At 37.0% G+C, this 19784-nt stretch carries 22 protein-coding genes; 17 read left to right on the forward strand and 5 right to left on the reverse strand.

The genetic code is table 11. The features are described 5' to 3' along the window. Nucleotides 1–11: 11 nt before the first annotated feature. Entirely contained in the window at nucleotides 12–1271 is a 1260-nt protein-coding gene (locus LDX58_RS01810; protein ID WP_227935149.1) for a benzoate/H(+) symporter BenE family transporter, read from the forward strand. Here LDX58_RS01810 and LDX58_RS01815 read toward each other — a convergent pair. Continuing rightward, nucleotides 1264–2256, reverse strand: coding sequence for an MBL fold metallo-hydrolase (locus LDX58_RS01815; RefSeq protein ID WP_227935150.1), 993 nt, complete (start codon nucleotides 2254–2256; stop codon nucleotides 1264–1266). The two genes, LDX58_RS01810 and LDX58_RS01815, sit on opposite strands and share 8 nt — an antisense overlap. A 245-nt stretch (nucleotides 2257–2501) precedes the next feature. On the opposite strand from LDX58_RS01815, the gene LDX58_RS01820 reads away from it, so the two are divergent. From LDX58_RS01820 to LDX58_RS01845, 6 genes are all read left to right on the forward strand, one after another. Continuing rightward, the gene (locus tag LDX58_RS01820; protein ID WP_227935151.1) at nucleotides 2502–3791 is read left to right on the forward strand and encodes an ABC transporter substrate-binding protein; all 1290 of its coding nucleotides are present in this window, start codon (nucleotides 2502–2504) and stop codon (nucleotides 3789–3791) included. Between the two features lie 22 nt (nucleotides 3792–3813). Continuing rightward, nucleotides 3814–4680, forward strand: coding sequence for a branched-chain amino acid ABC transporter permease (locus LDX58_RS01825; RefSeq protein WP_227935152.1), 867 nt, complete (start codon nucleotides 3814–3816; stop codon nucleotides 4678–4680). Between the two features lie 2 nt (nucleotides 4681–4682). Continuing rightward, the gene (locus LDX58_RS01830; RefSeq protein WP_227935153.1) at nucleotides 4683–5657 is read left to right on the forward strand and encodes a branched-chain amino acid ABC transporter permease; all 975 of its coding nucleotides are present in this window, start codon (nucleotides 4683–4685) and stop codon (nucleotides 5655–5657) included. A 27-nt stretch (nucleotides 5658–5684) separates the two neighbouring features. Next, nucleotides 5685–6455: an ABC transporter ATP-binding protein gene (locus LDX58_RS01835; protein ID WP_227935154.1), complete on the forward strand. Its 771-nt coding sequence runs from the start codon at nucleotides 5685–5687 to the stop codon at nucleotides 6453–6455. Next, nucleotides 6449–7141 (forward strand): ABC transporter ATP-binding protein, encoded by a 693-nt coding sequence (locus LDX58_RS01840; RefSeq protein WP_227935155.1) that lies wholly within the window; start codon nucleotides 6449–6451, stop codon nucleotides 7139–7141. Before LDX58_RS01835 ends, LDX58_RS01840 begins: the two co-directional genes overlap by 7 nt. A 432-nt stretch (nucleotides 7142–7573) precedes the next feature. Then, a complete protein-coding gene (locus LDX58_RS01845) occupies nucleotides 7574–8839 on the forward strand; it encodes a benzoate/H(+) symporter BenE family transporter (RefSeq protein ID WP_227935156.1) in 1266 nt (421 codons plus the stop codon). 67 nt (nucleotides 8840–8906) lie between these two features. Here the strand turns inward: LDX58_RS01845 and LDX58_RS01850 are convergent, their stop codons facing one another. The 4 genes from LDX58_RS01850 to LDX58_RS01860 form a co-directional block, all read right to left on the reverse strand. Further along, nucleotides 8907–9149 carry a ferredoxin gene (locus LDX58_RS01850; RefSeq protein ID WP_227935157.1) on the reverse strand — a complete coding sequence of 81 codons (243 nt, stop codon included), beginning with the start codon at nucleotides 9147–9149 and terminating at the stop codon, nucleotides 8907–8909. Beyond that, the gene (locus tag LDX58_RS01855) at nucleotides 9142–9306 is read right to left on the reverse strand and encodes a hypothetical protein (RefSeq protein WP_227935158.1); all 165 of its coding nucleotides are present in this window, start codon (nucleotides 9304–9306) and stop codon (nucleotides 9142–9144) included. Before LDX58_RS01855 ends, LDX58_RS01850 begins: the two co-directional genes overlap by 8 nt. A gap of 170 nt (nucleotides 9307–9476) precedes the next feature. Continuing rightward, nucleotides 9477–9608 (reverse strand): hypothetical protein, encoded by a 132-nt coding sequence (locus LDX58_RS25720; protein WP_265416516.1) that lies wholly within the window; start codon nucleotides 9606–9608, stop codon nucleotides 9477–9479. Between the two features lie 331 nt (nucleotides 9609–9939). Next, nucleotides 9940–10236, reverse strand: coding sequence for a hypothetical protein (locus LDX58_RS01860; RefSeq protein ID WP_227935159.1), 297 nt, complete (start codon nucleotides 10234–10236; stop codon nucleotides 9940–9942). Nucleotides 10237–10873: 637 nt separating this feature from the next. Between LDX58_RS01860 and LDX58_RS01865 the strand changes: the two genes are divergently transcribed. The 10 genes from LDX58_RS01865 to LDX58_RS01910 all read left to right on the forward strand — a co-directional run bounded on the left by LDX58_RS01865 (nucleotide 10874) and on the right by LDX58_RS01910 (nucleotide 19783). Then, on the forward strand, nucleotides 10874–11671 hold the full coding sequence (locus LDX58_RS01865; RefSeq protein ID WP_227935160.1) for an enoyl-CoA hydratase/isomerase family protein: 798 nt from the start codon (nucleotides 10874–10876) through the stop codon (nucleotides 11669–11671). Between the two features lie 87 nt (nucleotides 11672–11758). Then, nucleotides 11759–12673, forward strand: coding sequence for a CoA transferase subunit A (locus tag LDX58_RS01870; protein WP_227935161.1), 915 nt, complete (start codon nucleotides 11759–11761; stop codon nucleotides 12671–12673). A gap of 18 nt (nucleotides 12674–12691) precedes the next feature. Further along, on the forward strand, nucleotides 12692–13465 hold the full coding sequence (locus LDX58_RS01875; RefSeq protein WP_227935162.1) for a CoA-transferase subunit beta: 774 nt from the start codon (nucleotides 12692–12694) through the stop codon (nucleotides 13463–13465). Nucleotide 13466: 1 nt separating this feature from the next. Then, complete coding sequence (locus LDX58_RS01880) at nucleotides 13467–13916, forward strand: acyl-CoA thioesterase (RefSeq protein WP_227935163.1); 450 nt, start codon at nucleotides 13467–13469, stop codon at nucleotides 13914–13916. A gap of 75 nt (nucleotides 13917–13991) precedes the next feature. Continuing rightward, nucleotides 13992–14870: a PaaX family transcriptional regulator gene (locus LDX58_RS01885; protein ID WP_227935164.1), complete on the forward strand. Its 879-nt coding sequence runs from the start codon at nucleotides 13992–13994 to the stop codon at nucleotides 14868–14870. A gap of 138 nt (nucleotides 14871–15008) precedes the next feature. After that, nucleotides 15009–15785, forward strand: coding sequence for an enoyl-CoA hydratase-related protein (locus LDX58_RS01890; protein WP_227935165.1), 777 nt, complete (start codon nucleotides 15009–15011; stop codon nucleotides 15783–15785). Between the two features lie 21 nt (nucleotides 15786–15806). After that, nucleotides 15807–16793, forward strand: coding sequence for an NAD(P)H-dependent flavin oxidoreductase (locus LDX58_RS01895; RefSeq protein ID WP_227935166.1), 987 nt, complete (start codon nucleotides 15807–15809; stop codon nucleotides 16791–16793). 19 nt (nucleotides 16794–16812) lie between these two features. Further along, nucleotides 16813–17583, forward strand: coding sequence for an enoyl-CoA hydratase/isomerase family protein (locus LDX58_RS01900; RefSeq protein ID WP_227935167.1), 771 nt, complete (start codon nucleotides 16813–16815; stop codon nucleotides 17581–17583). A 10-nt stretch (nucleotides 17584–17593) separates the two neighbouring features. Continuing rightward, nucleotides 17594–18565: an MBL fold metallo-hydrolase gene (locus tag LDX58_RS01905; protein ID WP_227935168.1), complete on the forward strand. Its 972-nt coding sequence runs from the start codon at nucleotides 17594–17596 to the stop codon at nucleotides 18563–18565. 276 nt (nucleotides 18566–18841) lie between these two features. After that, nucleotides 18842–19783, forward strand: coding sequence for a Phenylacetic acid catabolic protein (locus LDX58_RS01910; protein WP_227935169.1), 942 nt, complete (start codon nucleotides 18842–18844; stop codon nucleotides 19781–19783). The last annotated feature ends 1 nt before the right edge of the window (nucleotide 19784 follow it).

Here is a 19784-nt window from a genome sequence, read left to right on the forward strand (position 1 = left end):
AGGAGAGGGTTATGAAAGGTGTTAATGATAGTTTTTTCTCTAACTGGAAGGCACAAGGAATTGTAAACGGTTTCATAGCTTGGCTTTTTGGTGTTACCGGTCCGCTCTTAATTGTTTTGAATTCAGCTGAAGTGGGAGGACTCAGTGATTCAATTACAACGTCTTGGATTTTTGCTATCTATGTAATAGGAGGTCTTTCTACAATAGGTTTATCTGTGTATTATAAGCAACCAATTGCTGTTGCCTTTACGATCCCTGGAGCTGTTTTAGTTGGGACGACGTTAATGAGTCACTCTTTTACGGATGTGTTAGGAGCTTATGTTGTGACTAGTGTGCTCCTGCTTATTATTGCCATTACAAAATCTACTAGTCTATTTATGAATGCGATTCCTTTACCGATCATGATGGCCATGGTGTCAGGCGTATTATTGCCTTTTGGAATCAACATTTTTATGTCTGTCTTGGAATTGCCGCTAGTAAATGGCGCTACTCTTATTGTCTTTTTGGTTTTGACGTTTTTCAAACGGATAGGAGCGTTTATTCCTCCTATCTTAGGAGCCATAGTTATTGGATTTATTTTACTCTCTTTGCAACAACCCGTTTCCTTGAAAGCTAATTCATTCGAAATGTCGACACCTGAATTATTTCTCCCAACATTTAACCTTAGCACGATCAGTGAGTTGACGATTCCTTTGCTAGTTACCGTTATTGCGATCCAAAATGCTCAGGGAATTACGATTCTAAATAGCATTGGATACAAAGCACCTGTAAATGCATTGACAACATGGTCGGGTCTTGGCTCGTTAATCAACAGTTTTTTTGGTGCACACTCAGCCTGTATAGCTGGACCGATGACTGGGATCATTGCAGATAAAACATCCGGAAAACTTAATCACCGCTATAAATCAGCTGTCATCATGGGACTTCTTTGGATTCTCTTTGGGTTATTTGCTGGATTTGTCATGGGGGTTGTTCGTGAGATTCCGATTTCATTAATCCAATTATTAGCGGGCTTGGCATTGTTAATGGTTTTAAAAAATTGTCTTGCTGCTAGCTTCTCCACTAAATTTCAAATTGGCGCTCTTTTTTCTTTTATGATAACGTTATCTGATTTTACTTTGTTTAATATTGGCTCTCCATTTTGGGGACTCGTGTTCGGTACTTGTTTGTCCTTTGTTTTTGAGAAGGATGACTTTCAGAAGTCTAAAGGAAAAAAGATTAAAAGTGATGTTAGTAACACTCATGAACTAAAAACAGAGAATCTCAAGTAATGAGGTCCTCTGTTTCTTTTGTTGAATAATGCCAAACTCCTTTAATCAGTTGCTTTTCAACAACTCCCTCCACCTCTAAATAATCTAAATGACCAATAATTTCAGACATCACAAGAGAGAACTGATTGTTGTAGCTTTTTTCATAAAAGGTTTGTGCGAGATCATTTGCTGTTCTTATTCCTTGCTCGATGAGAGTCTTTAACTTTCTTGCTTTTTCTTCAACACTATCTAATCTTTTTTGAATTAATTCATTGGGGTTTTCTATCATGACGCCGTGGCCAGAGAAAACAATATCAATAGGTAAGGCTTGGCATTTTCTTAAGGAATTCATATGATCAACTAGTGTATACATGCGTTTACCATTTTGATCAGGTTCAACAAGAGCATTGCTCGAAATGTGATTGATTAGTAAATCACCTGAAAAGAACCATTTCCTAGTTTGATCAAAAAGGGCAATTTGATCAGGTGCATGCCCAGGAATATCAATAACTTCAAACTCTTTTAAAAATGGACCACGAATCGGGGTAAGACTTGATTGAATAGCATTATGCTTGTTTTTCTCTACGGATGCTTTTAAAAAGTCTACTTGCCTTCTACCAGCTTCTCCACACCCGAGGTTCTCGTATAAATGGGTAAAGAAGTCAATCCTCATTTCAAGGAAGTCTTTATCTCTTTTTAGACGTTGAATCGATAAAGGATGAACGTATATTGGAATTGGCTGTATAGACACAATTCTATTTACTAATCCAATATGATCGATATGATGATGAGTTATTACGATTTCGGTTATATCTTTGATTGTCAATCCTTTTAAATTCAAGGTGTCAACAAGTGCTTGAAAGCATTCATCTGTGTTCCACCCTGCGTCAATTAAAGTAAGGGACTGATTGGTTCTAATCAGATAAAAATTTATACTTTTTAAGCTTGACTGATCAGGCACGATAATAGGATAAACTTCATAATTCATTTTCTTTAATTCAATCAATACTACACCCTCTTCCTTATACTAAATAGTGACTAAAAGACATAATGTATTATTTACGAAAAAAAATATTGTATAATGAAATAAATAACTACTTAGATGGAAATGTTATATATATCATATTATACCGTACTATTTTGTTGTCGTAAAAGAATTTATTGTTTGTTTTTTTAACGAAAGGGTAAAAAAGGTATTGAAAATAATCGTTATCAGATATATTATAATATTTAGAATACATAGGAGGGGGAATGAGAACTTCTGTTTTGAAAGCGTTTACTATAAAAACAAAGAGGTGGATGAATGTGAAGAGACAATGGTTATTGATTATTAGTTTCATCTTCGTGTTAACTATGCTTGCTGCTTGTGGAAATAGCGCTATACAGTCAGGTTCTGATTCAAGTGAAACAGATAGTTCAACTGAGCAGAAAGGTGAAAATGAGAGTAATGAGACAGTTAAAATTGGATCAATTCTTCCATTCTCAGGTGTATACGCGTCGTTAGGGAAAGACTTATCTGATGGAATGAAACTCTACTTTGATAGTATTGATTGGGAAGTAGCAGGAGCAAAGATTGAGTTAATAGAGGAGGATACTGAAGCAGATCCTCAAGTTGCTTTAAGACGTGTCCGTAAGTTAATGGATCAGGATGGCGTTGATATCTTAACGGGTGCAGTAAGCACGGCTGTTGCATACGCGATCCGCAACGATGTTGACTCTAATAAACTACCCTACCTCGCATCACATGCCGGAGGAAATGATTTAACAAGAGCACAAAGAAGTGATTACATTTGGAGATCGTCTTTCTCTTCATGGCAAATTGGAAACTCGATGGGTAAGTGGGCATATGAAAATGTCGGAGGGAAAATGTATATTGCTGCTGCCGATTATGCTTTTGGTAAAGAGGTGTCAGCTGCATTTAAAGAGGCGTATACAGCTGCTGGTGGAGAAGTCGTTGGTGAAGTGTATCCACCTTTAGGTAATAATGACTATGCTTCATACTTAACAACAATTGGTGGAGTAGAAGCTGATGGAGTATATGGATTTTTTGCAGGAAGTGACGCTGTCCGTTTCGTTCAACAATATGAACAGTATGGAATGAAAGACAAACTTCCTCTAGTAGGTTCTGGTTGGTTAGTTTCAGAAGACTTACGTGAATCAATTGGAAAGGCAGCAGAAGGAACCTTTGCATCGACTTTCTGGGATTATAGTTTGGATACAGAAGAAAACCAAGCGTTTGTGAAAGCGTACGAAGAAGCTTATGATCGTCGTCCTACTATTGAGGCATTAGAAGGATATGATGCAGCACGAATTCTTGTTGAAGCTCTTGTAAGTTTAGAAGGAGATGTTTCTGACCCAGACGCAATTGTAGAAGCGATTTCGAATGTGTCGTTTGTAAGTCCACGTGGGCCAATTGAGTTCGATCAGGACACTCACCATATCATTCAAAATATGTATATTACTGAAACGGTTCTTGAAGGTGACAAAACAGAAAATAAAGTACTTGAAACAATAGAAACCGTTCAGGATCCAGGCGAATAATAAAGTAGGGAGTGAGTTTGACGTGGATATTATCGGAGCGCAATTGGTTAATGGGTTATCGTATGGTTTACTATTGTTTATCATTACATGTGGTTTGTCACTTGTTTTTGGAATATTGGGAGTTTTAAATCTAGCTCATGGTTCTTTATACATGTTTGGAGCATACGTTGCCTACTCCCTTACTGTAACATTTTCGCAAAGCTTCTGGATGGCCTTACTTATTGCGCCGATTGTTGTTGCATTATTAGCATTGGTGGTGGAGCGTACGTTGCTCCGCCCTACCTATCATTTGGGGCACTTGTCGCAAGTGTTATTAACGTTTGGATTAGCTTACGTTTTCCATGACATTGCAAAATTGATTTGGGGTTCGAACGTTCTTTCGATTTCAGTTCCTCCTATCTTCTCGGGATCAACGTCAATCTTTGATCAAACATTTCCTGTTTACCGCTTAGTTGTGATCGTGGTTGGGATTATGATCGCTGTTTTATTATGGTTGATTCAAGATAAAACACGATGGGGAGCTATCATTCGCGCTGGCTTAAGTGATAAGGAAATGATTGGAGCACTTGGTGTAAATATTAAATTAGTGTTTACCATTGTTTTTGTAATTGGAGGAATATTAGTAGGTTTTGGTGGTGTCGTAGCAGCTCCTATTCTTGGAATTTATCCAAGTATGGAATTTCAAATGTTAATTATCGCCTTAGTCGTACTAGTAATTGGTGGATTAGGTTCTATTGCAGGGACATTAGTTGCAAGTATACTTGTCGGTGTTTTAGAGACATTTAGTCGTTTTCTTTTTCCAGAATTAAGTATGTTTATAGTATTCGGATTAATGGCAATTATTCTAGTATTTAAACCTAATGGGTTACTAGGAAAGAAGGTGGCTTAAACATGAAAAACATATGGTTTAAATTTCTCGTTGCTATTGTTGCTTTAGGTTTAGCCCCTTTTGTTCTATCGCTTTTTCATCTTAATTTAGTATTAGAAATCTTAATATTTGCCGTTTTTGCCCTTAGTTTAAATATATTAGTTGGTTTTACTGGACTAGTTTCATTAGGTCACGCAGCATTTTTTGGAGTGGGTGCATATACGGCTGGAATTGTTGCTCAAGATATTTCTAGTAACCTATTTGTATCTTTAAGTCTAGCGATTGTGTTTTCAGCCATTGTAGCAGCTATAGTTGGAGCTTTCTGTATGAAGGTAAGCGGATTTTATTTCTTGATGCTCACCTTAGCTTTTTCACAAATGATTTACTCATTCATTTATCAATCAACTGATCTTACCGGTGGTTCGAATGGTCTATCTGGTATACCAAGGGTGACCGTAGGAAATTTTGAGTTTTCTAATCCTGTCTATATTTTTTACTTAGTGTTAGTGGTGTTCTTTCTTATTTATGCTGGTTTACGAATTTTAATGAAATCACCATTTGGTCAAGTATTAATTGGTATAAGAGAAAATGAAACGAGAGTCAAATCAATGGGGTATAATACAAACCTTTATAAATATACTGCTTTCATCATGGCTGGAGCGCTAGGTGGATTGGCTGGTTCATTGTACACCTATTTTAATGGTTTTATTGCACCGAGTGATGTGTATTGGACGACGTCAGGTGCTGTATTAATTATGGTATTAATTGGAGGAGCAGGGACGATACTTGGTCCGGTATTAGGTGCAGCTTTAATCGTCTCCCTTGAGACTATTGTTAGCTCATATACCGATTTATGGATGTTAATTGTTGGAGCCGTTTTCATTATCTTTGTTATTTTCTTTCCGAAAGGTATTGTCGGAATTGGTCAGAGTATTTACCGTAAGTTGAAAGTTAATAAGCAAAGGTCCTATCTAAAGAAAAAATCGCGTGCAGCTTAAAGTGAAAATGAAATTGAGGTGAGTTGCTTGGAACAGGAAACGATTTTAACGATTAGTGGTGTTGGAAAAAGTTTTGGTGGTTTGCATATTTTAAGAGATATTTCCCTTGAAATAAAAAAGGGAGAGAGAATTGGAATTATTGGACCCAATGGAGCGGGTAAAACAACCTTTTTTAATCTATTAACAGGGGACTTGGAACCATCACATGGGGATATTTTTCATTATGGTAAGAACATTACAAAGCAACCTAATTATAAACGGGTTCGCAACGGAATGGTTCGAACCTTTCAGAAAAATAATCTGTTAAATGAGTTATCGGTTTTAGATAATTTATTGTTGGTTTTACAAAGACAAGAAGGATTCGGTCGGATATGGTTTAAGTCAAGGGGGACAAAACAATATCCTCATTTATATCAAAAAGCCGACGAACTTCTTGAGACGTGGGGACTTTCTCATCAGCGTGATGCTATCATTAAAAATCTTTCTTATGGTGAGCAGCGTCAGATTGAAATTTTATTAGGTGTTGCTACTGAACCTTCTATCTTATTACTTGATGAACCTACTGCAGGTATGTCTCAATCGGAAACCGATTATATTGTTGACTTGCTTTACAAGCTACCCAAAGATCTAACTTTGATGATCATTGAACATGACCTTGAAGTCGTCTTTGGTTTAGCAGATCGTATGGTTGTATTATACGATGGCGGTGTGTTAGTAGAAGGAGAGCCTGAAGAAGTAAGGAAGGATGAGAGAGTGAACAAAATTTACATTGGAAGCGGGGATGAAGTCGAATGCTAAATGTACAAAATCTCCATGCCTATTATGGAGAAAGTCATATATTGCATGATGTGTCTTTACATGTAAATAAAGGTTCAGTCTCTGTTTTACTAGGTCGAAATGGGATGGGGAAGACAACGACACTTCACTCGATTATGGGAATGGTTCCCACTAAAAAGGGATCGATCGTCATGAACGGTCAAGACCTTCAAGGGAAACCTAGTTACCAAATTTCAAAAGCTGGGATCGGCCTAGTTCCACAAGGTAGAAGAATTTTCTCGAATTTAACAGTGAAAGAGAATTTATTAACGACATATAGACCCGTTAAAGATGGTTGGAATTTAAGTAAGATCTATGATATGTTCCCTAGGTTAAAAGAACGTGAGACTTCAATGGGTGGGAATTTAAGTGGAGGAGAGCAACAAATGCTATCGATTGGTCGAGCTTTAATGACCAATCCAGATTTGCTTCTACTTGATGAGCCATCAGAAGGTCTTTCTCCATTAATGGTAAGAGAAGTCATAAAAATCATTAAGAGATTGAAAGAAGAGGGCTTGTCGATGTTACTAGTTGAACAAAACCTTTCAATGGCTTCTGACCTAGCAGATTATGTCTATATATTAAATAAAGGAGCCGTTGTTTTTGAGGGTTCGTCTGAGGAATTTGATATAGAAGTTCGAAATAAATTTTTATCTTTGAGTTCTTAGTAGGTTGTTTCAAAAAGGTGCGTAGCCTTTTTGAAACAATTTTAATTAAAGATAAGAATTTATAAAAATTTGAATTAAAATTCAAGCAGTGTGAAAGTAGTTCAAAGAAGCTCTCTAGACAACTCAACGAAGGGCAATGGCTCCGTACGTTGCGCGCCTTTTAGGAGAAGGGCATTCCTAAAAGGCTTAAAATCAAGGCAACGGCTCCGCTCATTGCTTCTAAGAAAAGACGGCTGCGCCGTTTTTCTTATATAAATAAGTCAAGTATTACACTTTAGTAGTGTATGCAACTCAAAAATAGCCCGTTATACCTAGCTATTTTTGAATGGTGAAGTAACATGTCTGAAAGTGTGAGATTTAAGTTTAAGGAACTCAATTTACTTAACCAATACATAGCAAGTTTATAGATGACAAATTCTAGAGGTGTATATAATGAAGATCGAAAAAGGTGTTGGTTTCACGAATGTGTTCTCTGATTTCAGGAGAGATATGAACTCTAAAAATTTTGCGGCAGGTTTAGTTGCTGGAATATTTGGCTTAAGTGTCGGTTTGGTTTTTATTAGTGCTGGAACCGTTGCTGGTTTAGGGTCAGGATTAATCATGATGTGGATTACTAGTTTTTATTTAATAAATGGGCTATTTGGAATTTTGGTTCCCTCTTACTATCGCCAACCATTGGCGATGGCAAATTCGATTCCGGGAGCTCTTTTATTCACGGCAGCGATCCCAATTGTCGGTCTAGCACCTGTACTTGGAGCTACTCTACTTGCAGGACTAATATCTTTGCTAGTTGGTTTTTCTGGTGTTATGGGAAAGGTGATGCGATTTACACCTACTCCTATTGTAATGGCGATGATTGCAGGTGTTCTGTTGAAATTTGGTTTAGATATGGTTCGGCCATTAGAAAATGCATTATTGCCCACGCTAATAATGGTTGGGACATTTTTAATCCTATCTAAAGTCACCCCTAAATTCCCAGCAGTTCTTGGTTCGTTAGTAGTCGGCCTAATTTATTTACTTATTAGCGGTGTCAACTTTACAGGTATTGAATTCACAGTCAATTATCCTCAATTTGTTATGCCTCAATTTACATTAGAAGCATTTCTGGCGTATGGACTTCCTCTTGCTATTATTTTAATTGGGATGGAAACACCAGTAGGAGTTAGTTTATTGAAGTCAGCGGGGTATAAACGGATACCAGTAAACGGCATTACAGCTGTCAATGGTTTTGCAACGATGATATCGTCATTCTTCTATCTTCACAGTACGTGCATTGCCGGACCAATGACGGCGATTAGCTCATCTCCAGATGCCGGGAAAAGAGAGCAAAGATGGGTTGCTGCAGTTATTATAGGGATTATTTTCACGGTTAGTGCACCGTTTTACGGTGGTCTGGTGAAATTATTTGAAGTGATGCCAGCTTACTTTATCGCTATTATTGCTGGTTTAGCATTAGTCAAAGTATTGATTTCAGCAATAAGCGTATCTTTTGAAGGCACTCACAGAATAGGGGCTATATTTACTTTCCTTATAGCCGCTTCTGGAATTCAACTATTTTCTGTAGGTGCTCCATTTTGGGCATTAGTGTTTGGAATCGTTGCTTCGTTAATCGTTGAACCGAAAGATTTTAATTTTAGGTTAAAAGACGAGGGTTCAGAGGAAGAAGAGGATATTGAGCTTGAATCTAAAGGAGCTTAAGTCGTATTTAGTATTAAAGGGTGAATGGATTGTAATCCATTCACCCTTTTTCAATGTTGGTGCTTACTTAAACGTTAGCGTGAGTATGAAAAGGTAGTTCGGATACTTGAATTGATTCAGTCGGACAACCTTCTTGTGCGTCAACTAAATCATCTTCTAAATCACTACCAACTTCTGTGATCCCTTGATTATTATCGAGGATTGCTTCTGCAATGCCTTCTTCATCATAATCAAATAGGTCAGGAGCAGCTGCTCCACATGCTCCACATGCGATACATGTATCCTTATCTACCATTGTATATTTAGCCATCTTTATCGCCCTCCAGAATATTAATTTTAAGCAAAAATACTCGTACTATGAAGCGGTTGTACTTTAGCGCTCGATCAATAAATGCTTTCGCAATGTTAATAGCAGTTGGAACTTCACCATAACCAGTAGCGATTAGTTTAACTTTTCCTTCGTACATATACACCTGCTGATTTACACACCTAGAAAGTTTGTTTCCATTTTCGAATTAACGAATTTGAGTTTTTATCAACTGTTTTATCTTTTCCATGTTCGACTGTTACGGAATGAATAAATTCGTTATCTCCATTTTAAATAATGAAGATTGCTAGTTCGTTATTTAACAGTTTATTACAAGTCGATTTTACGAGGTTTAAACGTTTCATTTCCAGCTGTGAAGATGACTGTTTTTGTTAGGTGTTCTTCTTTATTCGTTGTAAGACGAATAATCCCATTCTCTAACACTTCTAATTTCTCAACCATTTGTTCAAGCTTACAGTGGGGTTGATGGCTTACTCTGTTAAGCCATCAACTAATTTTTGTGCCCGCACTCGTAAATCGAGCTTCATCATAAGTGTATTTTTCGGAATACAAAGCAGATAACTCCCGCCCAATGGGGATAAACTTTGATATTTTTTATGAGGAATTACGCATTCCTGCATAAAAGGCTGCGAATAAACCAGTAGGTCCTCCACCAATAATCATAATTTCATTAATGTTGTTTTCTGACATAAGCACACCTCCTATAACTTGTGAACAGAACATATATTACGTTTATTTAACTATCGTTATTTATAAGCAATATAGAATATTCTTAAAAGTCTGTCAAGGTGTTTTCAATATATAGATAATGTTTATTTAATTTCATCCCACGGCTAATCACATACATGGCATCTTTATCTTTAACGAGAATCTTCAGTTTTTGCCGACTGTGTTCAACGGCATTTATAACAACGGCTTTATCAGGATATACCGTATCTTGATCGACAAAAACCAATCTAAAATGAAGTTTGAAACACCCTTGCCCTTCCGAAATATACGATTTACAACGGATGAGATTATGCGGCATGGTGCTTGAATCAATGATTTTCAAGGAAAAGGTGACTAACATCGTTTAGTCTTCATCTGAATGTCGAACTAATTCAAGAAAGACCATGGAATACAGAGGTAAACTATAGCCCTGTTTTTACGAGAAAGTTGAGATAAATATTCTTATGTAAGTTTTCATCGGCTAGTTCTGTATTCAACGCATGAAGGCTTTCCACTTATTTCAGTACTAGAGAGTCGTTTTGTGAAAGTGGACATTGATATTTCTTCTTATGTCTAATGTTGGATAAATATTTGGTTAAATTCAAAATACACCTAATACTTTTTTAGTTCGTGAGCTCATAACAAACATTAATAATAGAAGTACAGGTTGTTCCTGTCTAAATACAACGAAATAGAAATCAGCTGTCGATAAATATAGACTTTTTGATGAACAAGTTGAAAAGGGTACTGGGTAGTGTCATTCCTTCATAATGAACTTCGTATAAGTAAAATAAGTAAACAAAAGAATTGTGTATTTTTTACGTTCGTTAAAAAAATAAGAATAAGAGAGTATTGAAGAGATAATTAGATTATTTCATGTATTAATCGATCAAAATGAGACTTTTACCCTTTTGATAATTGTAGAAACATTATGTATATTATGAATTAGTTACGAAAGAAACAAAATCATATTAGGAAAAACCAAGGAGGTTCTTTACATGTCAACAACACTAACGGGAACGAAAACGCTTACAGTTAAGAAAGCAAATGGGATCGCAGAGGTACACATTCATGTGAACAAAACAAATTCTTATGATCTTGATTACTACAAAGAGTTAAATGCAGCAATTGATGATATCCGTTTTGATACAGATATTAAAGTAGCGGTGTTAATGAGTGACATGCCGAAGTTTTTCTCGGCTGGTGCGAACATTAATTTCTTAAAAGCATCTGAGCCACGTTTCAAAACTCAGTTCTGCTTATTCTGTAACGAAACACTTGATAAGATTGCTCGTTCACCACAAATTTGGATCGCTTGCTTAGAAGGACATACAGTAGGTGGCGGTTTAGAAATGGCTCTTGCTTGTGACCTACGTTTCATGGGTTCTGAAGCAGGTAAGATTGGTCTTCCAGAAATTACACTTGGTGTACTAGCAGGTACAGGTGGAACGCAACGCCTACTTCGTCAAGTTGGCCACTCTAAAGCACTAGATCTTAACCTAACAGGTGACACGCTTTCTCCACAAGAAGCATTAGATATTAGATTAGTTGATCGTGTCTTCCCACAAGAAGAAATGAGAGCTAAAACATTAGAATATGCTGAGAAAATTGCAAACAGTGCTACATATGCTGCGCAAAATATTAAGCTATCTATCATGAATGGTAAGGAAATGCCTTTAAATGCAGCAATTCGTTACGAAGGCGAACTTCAAAACTTATTATTCCGTTCAAAGGATGCACAAGAAGGACTAAGTTCATTTATTGAAAAACGCGCTGCAAATTGGTCAGGTCAGTAATTTAAAAACGTAAAATGGCGATATCGGTATTCCGATATCGCCATTTTAAACAGTATGACAATTTCTCTAGAAGTGGAAGTGATGATTATGAGAGATAAGATACAAACTTTAGCTGAAGCAGTTGAATCGCATATTAACCACGGTGATTCTGTTGTCTTAGGTGCATGTCTAGAACCTATGATTCCGTTTGCAGCTGCTCATGAAATTATTCGACAAGAAATTAAGGATTTACAATTGGTTGCTCCTATTTCCGATATTTTATTTGATATGTTGATCGGGGCGGGGAGTGTGAAGAAAATCACTGCTGCTTGGGCAGGAAATGTAAGCGCAGGACTTGGCCATAATTATCGACGTTCCATTGAAAAGCAAGTACCACATAAAATCGAGATTGAGGATCACAGTAATTTCTCATTAGGTTTGGCTTTACTTGGAGGTGCAATGGGAATCCCATTCTTGCCAACAAAATCCCTTTTAGGAACAGGGCTTCTAGCTAGTAATCCAAGCTTCAAGGTTCATGAGTATGAGGGAGGAAAGCTTGTTCATGTTCCAGCCTTAAATCCTGATGTAGCTGTCTTAGGTGTCCAAAGAGCTGACAAACAAGGAAACGCACATCTGTGGGGGAATATTGGTGTTGCCCAAGATGCCGCACTTGCTAGCAAAAAAGTCATTCTATTAGCTGAAGAAATTGTTGATACTGAAGTGATTGAAAGTGATCCTAATCGGGTTTTAGTTCCTGGTTTTAAAGTGACATCGGTTGTTCACTGTCCAGCTTATTGTCACCCTTCTCCTATGCAAGGTCATTACGGTCGTGATCATGCGTTCTTCCATGAGTATCATACAGATACAAAAACGAGAGAAGGCTTTACAGAATGGATTAATAAATGGATCACAAGTGTATCCACGCACGCAGAGTATTTGGAATTAGTTGGTCAATCAAGAATTAATAAATTAAAAGTAAAAGGCGAGTACCTAGCTTCACCAGTAAATTACGCCTCTGAATAGTAGAAAGGAGTGAAAAAAATGACATATACAACAGAAGAACTAATGGTTGTTGCTGCTGCAAGAGAAATTCAAGATCATGAAGTTGTCTTTGTTGGAATGCGATTGCCGATGCTTGCATTTGCTGTGGCTAAAAAAACACATGCTCCAAACGCAGTTGGGTTCTATGAATGTGGGATTGTTCGTGATTTCCCTTCAGAAACGTTGCTTTATACGATGGGAGACACACCTAATGTAATTGGTGCTCAGTGGTGTACAACAACGAACCATTTGATGTACCTCATGCAACAAGGCAATGTAGATTGTGGCTTTATCGGTGGAGCAGAGATTGATAAATACGGAAATGTTAACACTTCTTATATAGGCAACTATGAAGATCCAACACTTAAATTACCAGGTAGCGGTGGGGCTGCTGATATTGCTTCACTTTCTAAAAGGTTACTTGTCATTATGAATCATGAAAAACGACGCTTTAAAGAAAAAGTTGATTATATTACATCACCAGGATACGGGGATGGAGGAAATTGGCGTGAAGAACAAGGCCTACCTCGTGGAGGGATTGGTGCCTTAATTACCACTTTAGGATTAATGAGGCCAGAGCCTGTAAACAATGAATTAGAGTTAATTTCTCTCCACCCTGGTGTAACTGTTGAAGAGGTTAAAGAAAATACTGGATGGAATTTAAAGCTCTCAAGTAATTTGAAAGAAACAGTAGCTCCTTCAAAAGAAGAACTTCAAGTCATTCGTGATATTGATCCAGAAGGCTTTTGGACTGGGAAGAAAAGGGGGAGTTAATGTGAGGTCAAATGAAATAGAAATCTTGGTGAATTGGGGAGATACCGATAAAGCAGGAATTGTGTATTACCCGAATTATTTTAAATGGTTTGATATTGCGGGACATCAGTTTTTTCGCAGTTGTGATTTAGCACCTAGTAAACTGGAAAAGGAAAGACAGATTATCGTACCATTATTAGATGCTAGATGCAGTTTTGAAAAGCCTTTATTATATGATGATGTATTAACAGTAAGAACCGCAGTGGAAGAGATTAACAATAAAACGATTAAACTAAAACATGAAGTTTATAATGGTGAAATTCGAACAGGACATGGGTATGAGCTAAGAGGTTGGGTGAAGCAAACAGCCAATGAAATTAAGGCGGTTTCAATTCCTGAAGACGTTATAGCTATCTTAAAAGAAGACATTCACTCAAATCAAAGTAGGAGTAGAACACCGTTTAATGCATAAAAGGTAACAATCCTCTATAATAAAGGATGTCTCTAGATGGAAAAAATAACAATACAACATGGACGGTGAACTAGTTTGAAGCCAAGGTCATTAATGTTTACATTATACGGAGAGTACATCCAATATTATGGAGGAGAAGTTTGGGTTGGAAGTTTAATTCAGTTGATGAGTAAATTTGGAGTATCTGAGTCTTCTGTCAGAGGAGCCATTTTTCGCATGGTTCAGAAAAATTTATTGCAAGTTAGAAAAATAGGCAATAAAAGTTATTATTCTGTAACTGAATTAGGAAAGCGAAGAATAGAAGATGGGGTAAAAAGGGTTTACACCACTCAAAGTCAAACATGGGATGGAATGTGGAGAATCCTTACATATTCGTTTCCAGAAGAAAAACGAGAGCTGCGCAATGTGATTAGAAAAGAATTAAATTGGACTGGATTTGGTGTGATTTCCAATAGTACATGGGTAAGTCCTAACTCGCTAGAAGAACAAGTGATAGAGATGATTGAAACGTACAAACTACAAGAACATACTTTTTTATTTAGTTCGTCATCCATTGTCTCTCACGACAATGAAAGCATTATCAATAAAGGGTGGGACCTACAAGGCATTTCAGATGAATACGATATTTTTATTGAAACATTCTCACCTAAATTTGAAGAGTTACGTGAGAAAGCATTAAATAACTTGTTAAAAGATGATGAATGTTTCATGGAAAGAACAAAACTTGTTCATCAATACCGGAAATTTCTATTCCAAGATCCTGGTTTTCCACGCGATTTGTTACCACCCCATTGGTCAGGAACAAAAGCGAGAGAATTATTTTGGAACATCCATCAATTAATATCGATTCCCGCTGTACGATTCTTTGAATCATTTTACGAACCCGCCCCAGATCGAGAAATAGAGGCAAACCGCGACAAAGCAATTAACCCATTTAGGAAAATTTATATGTAAGACTTGGTTCCAAAAGGGCGAATTTTCCCTTTTGGAACCAGGTCAAAGCATCGAGCTACGACGTTAAACTTTTTTTGAAGATGCTAAAAGGAAAATACTTGTTTTATTTGAAATTTTTTAGTGGATTGAGGGATGATTATGAAAAAGGTTATTTTAGAGATAAGCAATCATTTGGCATTTGTCACGATCAATCGACCAGAGCAATTAAATTGTTTTGATTTTGAAACGCTCGTGGAATTAGGAGACATTATCGAAGAGATAAAATTGGATAAAGAAGTGCGAGCGGTTATTTTTACCGGTGCTGGTGACAAGGCGTTCAGCGCAGGGGCAGATCTCAAAGAAAGACGCACATTAAATGATAAAGAAGTACGTCGAAACGTAAGCAAAATTCGTGATGTGTTTACAATGATTGAGGAATTACCTCAGCCGACGATTGCGGCTATTAATGGTTATGCACTTGGTGGTGGATTCGAACTTGCGCTAGTTTGTGATTTCCGTTATGCCGTTAAAAAGGCAACAATGGGGTTAACTGAAGTGAGTTGGGCTATTATTCCTGGTGCAGGTGGAACACAACGGTTAAGTCGCTTAATTGGAACTTCACGAGCTAAAGAGCTGATATTAACAGCACGAAAAATTAATGCTGAACAAGCTTATGAAATAGGTATTTTAAATAAAGTCGTAGAGGAAGACGAATTAAAAGAAAGTGCAGTCGCTCTTGCTGAAGAAATTATGAAAAACGGACCGCTAGCTGTTATACAAGCAAAATATGCAATTAATTATGGTAGCAATGTAGATGTGAAAACAGGGCTTGCGCTTGAGTCAAAAGCGTATGAAGTCATTATCCCTACAAAAGACCGAGTTGAAGCTCTAGAAGCTTTCAAAGAAAAGCGACCAGCTCAATTTAAAGGTGAATAGCAACCGTTAGGAGTGGAAGAAGTGAAGGATCTCTTAAAGGAAAACCAAATTACGAAGCTCCTTGGCATTCGTTACCCAATTATTGAAGGGGGAATGGCCCAAATTGGTGATGGAAATTTAGCTGCCGCTATTTCAAATGAAGGCGGTTTTGGACAAATCGCCATTTCTGGTATGAGTCCTAATAAGTTTCGTCAAGAACTAGAACTAGCAGCTTCAAAAACATCGCTTCCTTTTGGAGTGAATATTCCAATCAGTGGTCATTTTTCATATAATGAATATTTTGATGTGATCGAAGAAAACAAAGAGCTAATTTCAGCTGTCAGTCTATCTTCTGGGGATCCTCGATCGTATATTCCCTTTTTCAAAAATTTAGGACTGAAGGTAATGGTTGTAGTCGGTACGGTTAAGCATGCTAGGAATGCTGAAAAAGCTGGTGCTGATATAGTTATTTGTGAAGGATTTGAAGCGGGGGGACGAAACAGTCCATATGAATTGACCTTGTTTAGTTTAATTCCACAAGTCCGTAGAGCAGTTCAAATTCCAGTCGTAGCTGCAGGTGGCATTTCAAGTGGACAGGGGATGCTAGCAGCACTTGTCTTAGGGGCTGACGGAGTTCAAATAGGAACACGTTTCATTGCAACGAAAGAGTGTATTGCTCACGAAAGCTACAAGCAATTGCTTGTTGATTCAAACGATTCAGATACGACTATCATGGAGCGCAGCATCGGTGGAGTCAATCGTGTTGTGAAGAGTAACTATGTTGATGGTGTGTTGCAATTAGAGAAGCAAGCGATATCATTTCAAGAATTATTTCCATATATTAATGGATATAAAAATAAATTAGGGGCCTTACAAGGTAATTTAGAAGAGGGATGGGTTCATGCAGGGCAATCGGTGGGCTTAATTGATTCGATTGTAAGCGTAGAGGAATTATTTGTCCAAATTATGCAAGAACTGAAGCAATCTCATCAATCTCTTTTTCAGAATGTAGAACAGATCTTAAAATAATAGATAATAGGTGATTTTAATGACAAACTATGAAACGATTCATTTACAAATTGAAAATCAAGTTGCTTGGCTTACGTTAAAAAGAGCGCCGGTTAATGTATTAAATATTGAAATGATGCAGGAAATTGTAGACGCATTAGAAAACCTTATTGCAAATGAAGAACCACATGCATTAGTTATTCGAGCTGATGGAAAAGCCTTTTCGGCTGGTGTGGCAATTGAAGATCATATTGGAGATAAGGCAGAACCAATGATTCATGTTTTTCATAAAATGTTTCATTTACTGGCAAAGATTCCTTGTCCGACAGTGGCAGTAGTAGAAGGAGCTGCTATTGGAGGAGGTTGTGAAATTGCTAGTTTTTGCGATATTTCCGTTGCAACAGAAAAGGCAAAATTTGGTCAACCTGAAATCAATTTAGGTTTATTTCCGCCTGTTTCCGTTGCAATCTTCCCTTTATTAATGGGATTTAATAAAACAATGGAACTTCTCCTAACCGGAAAAACAATTTCAGCAGTAAAGGCGAAAGAATTTGGTCTTATCAATGAAGTCGTTGCTGAAGGTGAGCTAGAAGACTATCTTGAAGATTTGCTAGATTCATTTAGGTCAAAAAGCAGAGTGGCGCTCGAGTTTACGAGAAAGGCCATTCGCGAAGCAATGGCAACTACATTTGCGCAAACAATTGGGAAAGTGGAACAGATTTACTTGAATGATTTAATGAAAACAGATGATGCCAAGGAAGGTCTGGATTCATTCTTGGAAAAACGTAAGCCAGTTTGGAAGCATTCGTAGGAGGTGCATTATGAACATAGAGGAAATTGAAAGTGGTGGATATCGGATTGGAATTCCTATTCCTTTTCCAATGAAATATGTGTACTGTTACCTCTTTCCAAAAAATGAGGACTATGTTTTAATTGACGTCGGCTTTAACTATCAAGCTGGTAGAGAAGCATGGGAAGAAGTGTTCACATATTTAAATATTAATCCATCTCAGATCAATACCATATACTTAACGCACTTTCATCCGGACCATTCAGGGCTATGTGGTTGGATGCAACAAAAAACGGGTGCTAAGGTTTATATGCATGAAATAGACATGAATATGATGGAGCGAGTGTGGGGAGAAAATAGTATACAAACGAAAAGTATGAAAGAAATGATACTTGATTATGGTGTGCCCGCACAATTAAGTGAAGTGATTATTGAACATATGGAAAAAATAACAAAACACGTACTGCCATTACCGAAGATTGAGCCCATTAGTAGGGAAGTCGAATTTGGTGAGAAAATATGGGATGTTATTCACACTCCAGGACATAGTACTGGTCACATATGTTTTTATCAGAAAGAAGAACAAATCCTTATTGCAGGGGACCATGTCCTTGATAAAATAACTCCTAATATAAGTGTTTGGCCAGGATCTAGCCAAGAACCATTACATGAGTATATCGATTCTCTGCTGAAAATAAAACAGTTTCCGATAAAGGTCGTGTATTCGGCACATGGTAAGTTAATAGAGGATTTAAATACCCGCATCGATGAGCTAATCTTGCATCATGAGGAACGATTATCGAAAATCGAAAACCATGCAAATACGAAAACAGCCTTTGAGATTGCTGAAGTTTTATTTGCTCATAAAGAATTATCACCTCATCAATGGCGATTTGCTATTGCTGAAACGCTTGCACATTTGTTTTTCTTAGAGCAAGAAAATCGTGTTAGTAAAGCTGGCACGAGACCAATCGTCTATCAAAGTAAATCGAGTGTCATCTAACACTAAAAATATGAATTTAAAAACATGTGTATCTTTTTCAGGTACACATGTTTTTTGTTGCGAAAGGATAATATATAACTCTATCTTTTTTTAAAAGTGTTTTATCTGCATATAAGATGATTGAGTTTAAGGTGGCCTAGGTTAATAGGTATTTCTCTTTTTATTTACTTTCGTCAGAAAAACATAATAAAGGTATTGACAAATAATTGAGAATATTTTATATTACTTAATATAGACGATGTTTTAAAAAACATAATAATGAAGAGGTGTTATTAAATGAGCGTAAATCAAGCGGAAGTATTATTAGAAAAAGTTCAAAATGGTTTTAAGATTGAACGTACAGAAGACATGAACGAAGAGTACTTAAAAGCGCTAAAGCAAACTTTGACAATAGTAGGAGATACTGAGTTATTAAGTGTTCCTCCACTTTTAACTGTCTACGATCAAGCACCGAACTTAAACTATAAAATTACAGCATTAGCGGTTATGCAAGATGAGATTGGTCATGCACATATCGCTTATCGCTTATTAGAAGATTTAGGTGAGGATGTGGATCAACTTTTATACGACCGCCTACCAAACCGTTGGAAAAATCCATATGCATTTGATTTTAAACTTGATAACTGGATTGAATTAGGTGTATTCAATGGATTGTTTGATCGTGCTGGTTATACATTACTAGGCGATGCTCATGAACATACATCATACGGACCGTGGAAGCGTGCATTAGTAAAAGTAGACAAAGAGGAATTGTTCCATTTAAGAAATGGAGAAATCATTATGAAAGCTGGTATGAAAAAGCCAGAAACAGCGAAACAAGTGCAAGAGGCTGTTGATTGGATGTTCTTGATGGCACTTGAATTCTTCGGAGTTGCAGATAATCTTAAAAGTCGTTCAGCACAACTTGATTACAGATTAAAAGGAAGAACAAACGACGAATTAAGACAAAAATGGTTATCCACTGCAGTTCCTTTCTGTGAGTCGATCGGCATTAATGTTCCAGCTCACTATGATGAAGATCAAGAAAAATATGTAATTGATGTGCCATTCCCTTGTAAATTTGATATTGAAAATAAGCAGTGGTTATACGATCAGCCAGACACTTGGGACGGAGTAATTGAGCGATTTAAAAAGCGCGGACCTGAAAACCAAGAGTTTGTTGACAGAATTCAAAAAGGAGCAAGAGAGTTAGAAGCAATGAGAACAGAGGGGGCTTAAC

This window comes from Alkalihalobacillus deserti, from assembly GCF_020734105.1.
Classification (GTDB): domain Bacteria; phylum Bacillota; class Bacilli; order Bacillales; family Bacillaceae_D; genus Halalkalibacter; species Halalkalibacter deserti.

Coding starts and splice junctions, on each gene's coding strand:
- LDX58_RS01810 (WP_227935149.1), top strand. CDS start 12: ATGAAAGGTGTTAATGATAGTTTTTTCTCTAACTGGAAGGCACAAGGA.
- LDX58_RS01820 (WP_227935151.1), top strand. CDS start 2,502: ATGAGAACTTCTGTTTTGAAAGCGTTTACTATAAAAACAAAGAGGTGG.
- LDX58_RS01830 (WP_227935153.1), top strand. CDS start 4,683: ATGAAAAACATATGGTTTAAATTTCTCGTTGCTATTGTTGCTTTAGGT.
- LDX58_RS01840 (WP_227935155.1), top strand. CDS start 6,449: ATGCTAAATGTACAAAATCTCCATGCCTATTATGGAGAAAGTCATATA.
- LDX58_RS01845 (WP_227935156.1), top strand. CDS start 7,574: ATGAAGATCGAAAAAGGTGTTGGTTTCACGAATGTGTTCTCTGATTTC.
- LDX58_RS01850 (WP_227935157.1), bottom strand. CDS start 9,149: ATGGCTAAATATACAATGGTAGATAAGGATACATGTATCGCATGTGGA.
- LDX58_RS01855 (WP_227935158.1), bottom strand. CDS start 9,306: ATGTACGAAGGAAAAGTTAAACTAATCGCTACTGGTTATGGTGAAGTT.
- LDX58_RS25720 (WP_265416516.1), bottom strand. CDS start 9,608: ATGGTTGAGAAATTAGAAGTGTTAGAGAATGGGATTATTCGTCTTACA.
- LDX58_RS01860 (WP_227935159.1), bottom strand. CDS start 10,236: ATGTTAGTCACCTTTTCCTTGAAAATCATTGATTCAAGCACCATGCCG.
- LDX58_RS01865 (WP_227935160.1), top strand. CDS start 10,874: ATGTCAACAACACTAACGGGAACGAAAACGCTTACAGTTAAGAAAGCA.
- LDX58_RS01870 (WP_227935161.1), top strand. CDS start 11,759: ATGAGAGATAAGATACAAACTTTAGCTGAAGCAGTTGAATCGCATATT.
- LDX58_RS01875 (WP_227935162.1), top strand. CDS start 12,692: ATGACATATACAACAGAAGAACTAATGGTTGTTGCTGCTGCAAGAGAA.
- LDX58_RS01890 (WP_227935165.1), top strand. CDS start 15,009: ATGAAAAAGGTTATTTTAGAGATAAGCAATCATTTGGCATTTGTCACG.
- LDX58_RS01900 (WP_227935167.1), top strand. CDS start 16,813: ATGACAAACTATGAAACGATTCATTTACAAATTGAAAATCAAGTTGCT.
- LDX58_RS01905 (WP_227935168.1), top strand. CDS start 17,594: ATGAACATAGAGGAAATTGAAAGTGGTGGATATCGGATTGGAATTCCT.
- LDX58_RS01910 (WP_227935169.1), top strand. CDS start 18,842: ATGAGCGTAAATCAAGCGGAAGTATTATTAGAAAAAGTTCAAAATGGT.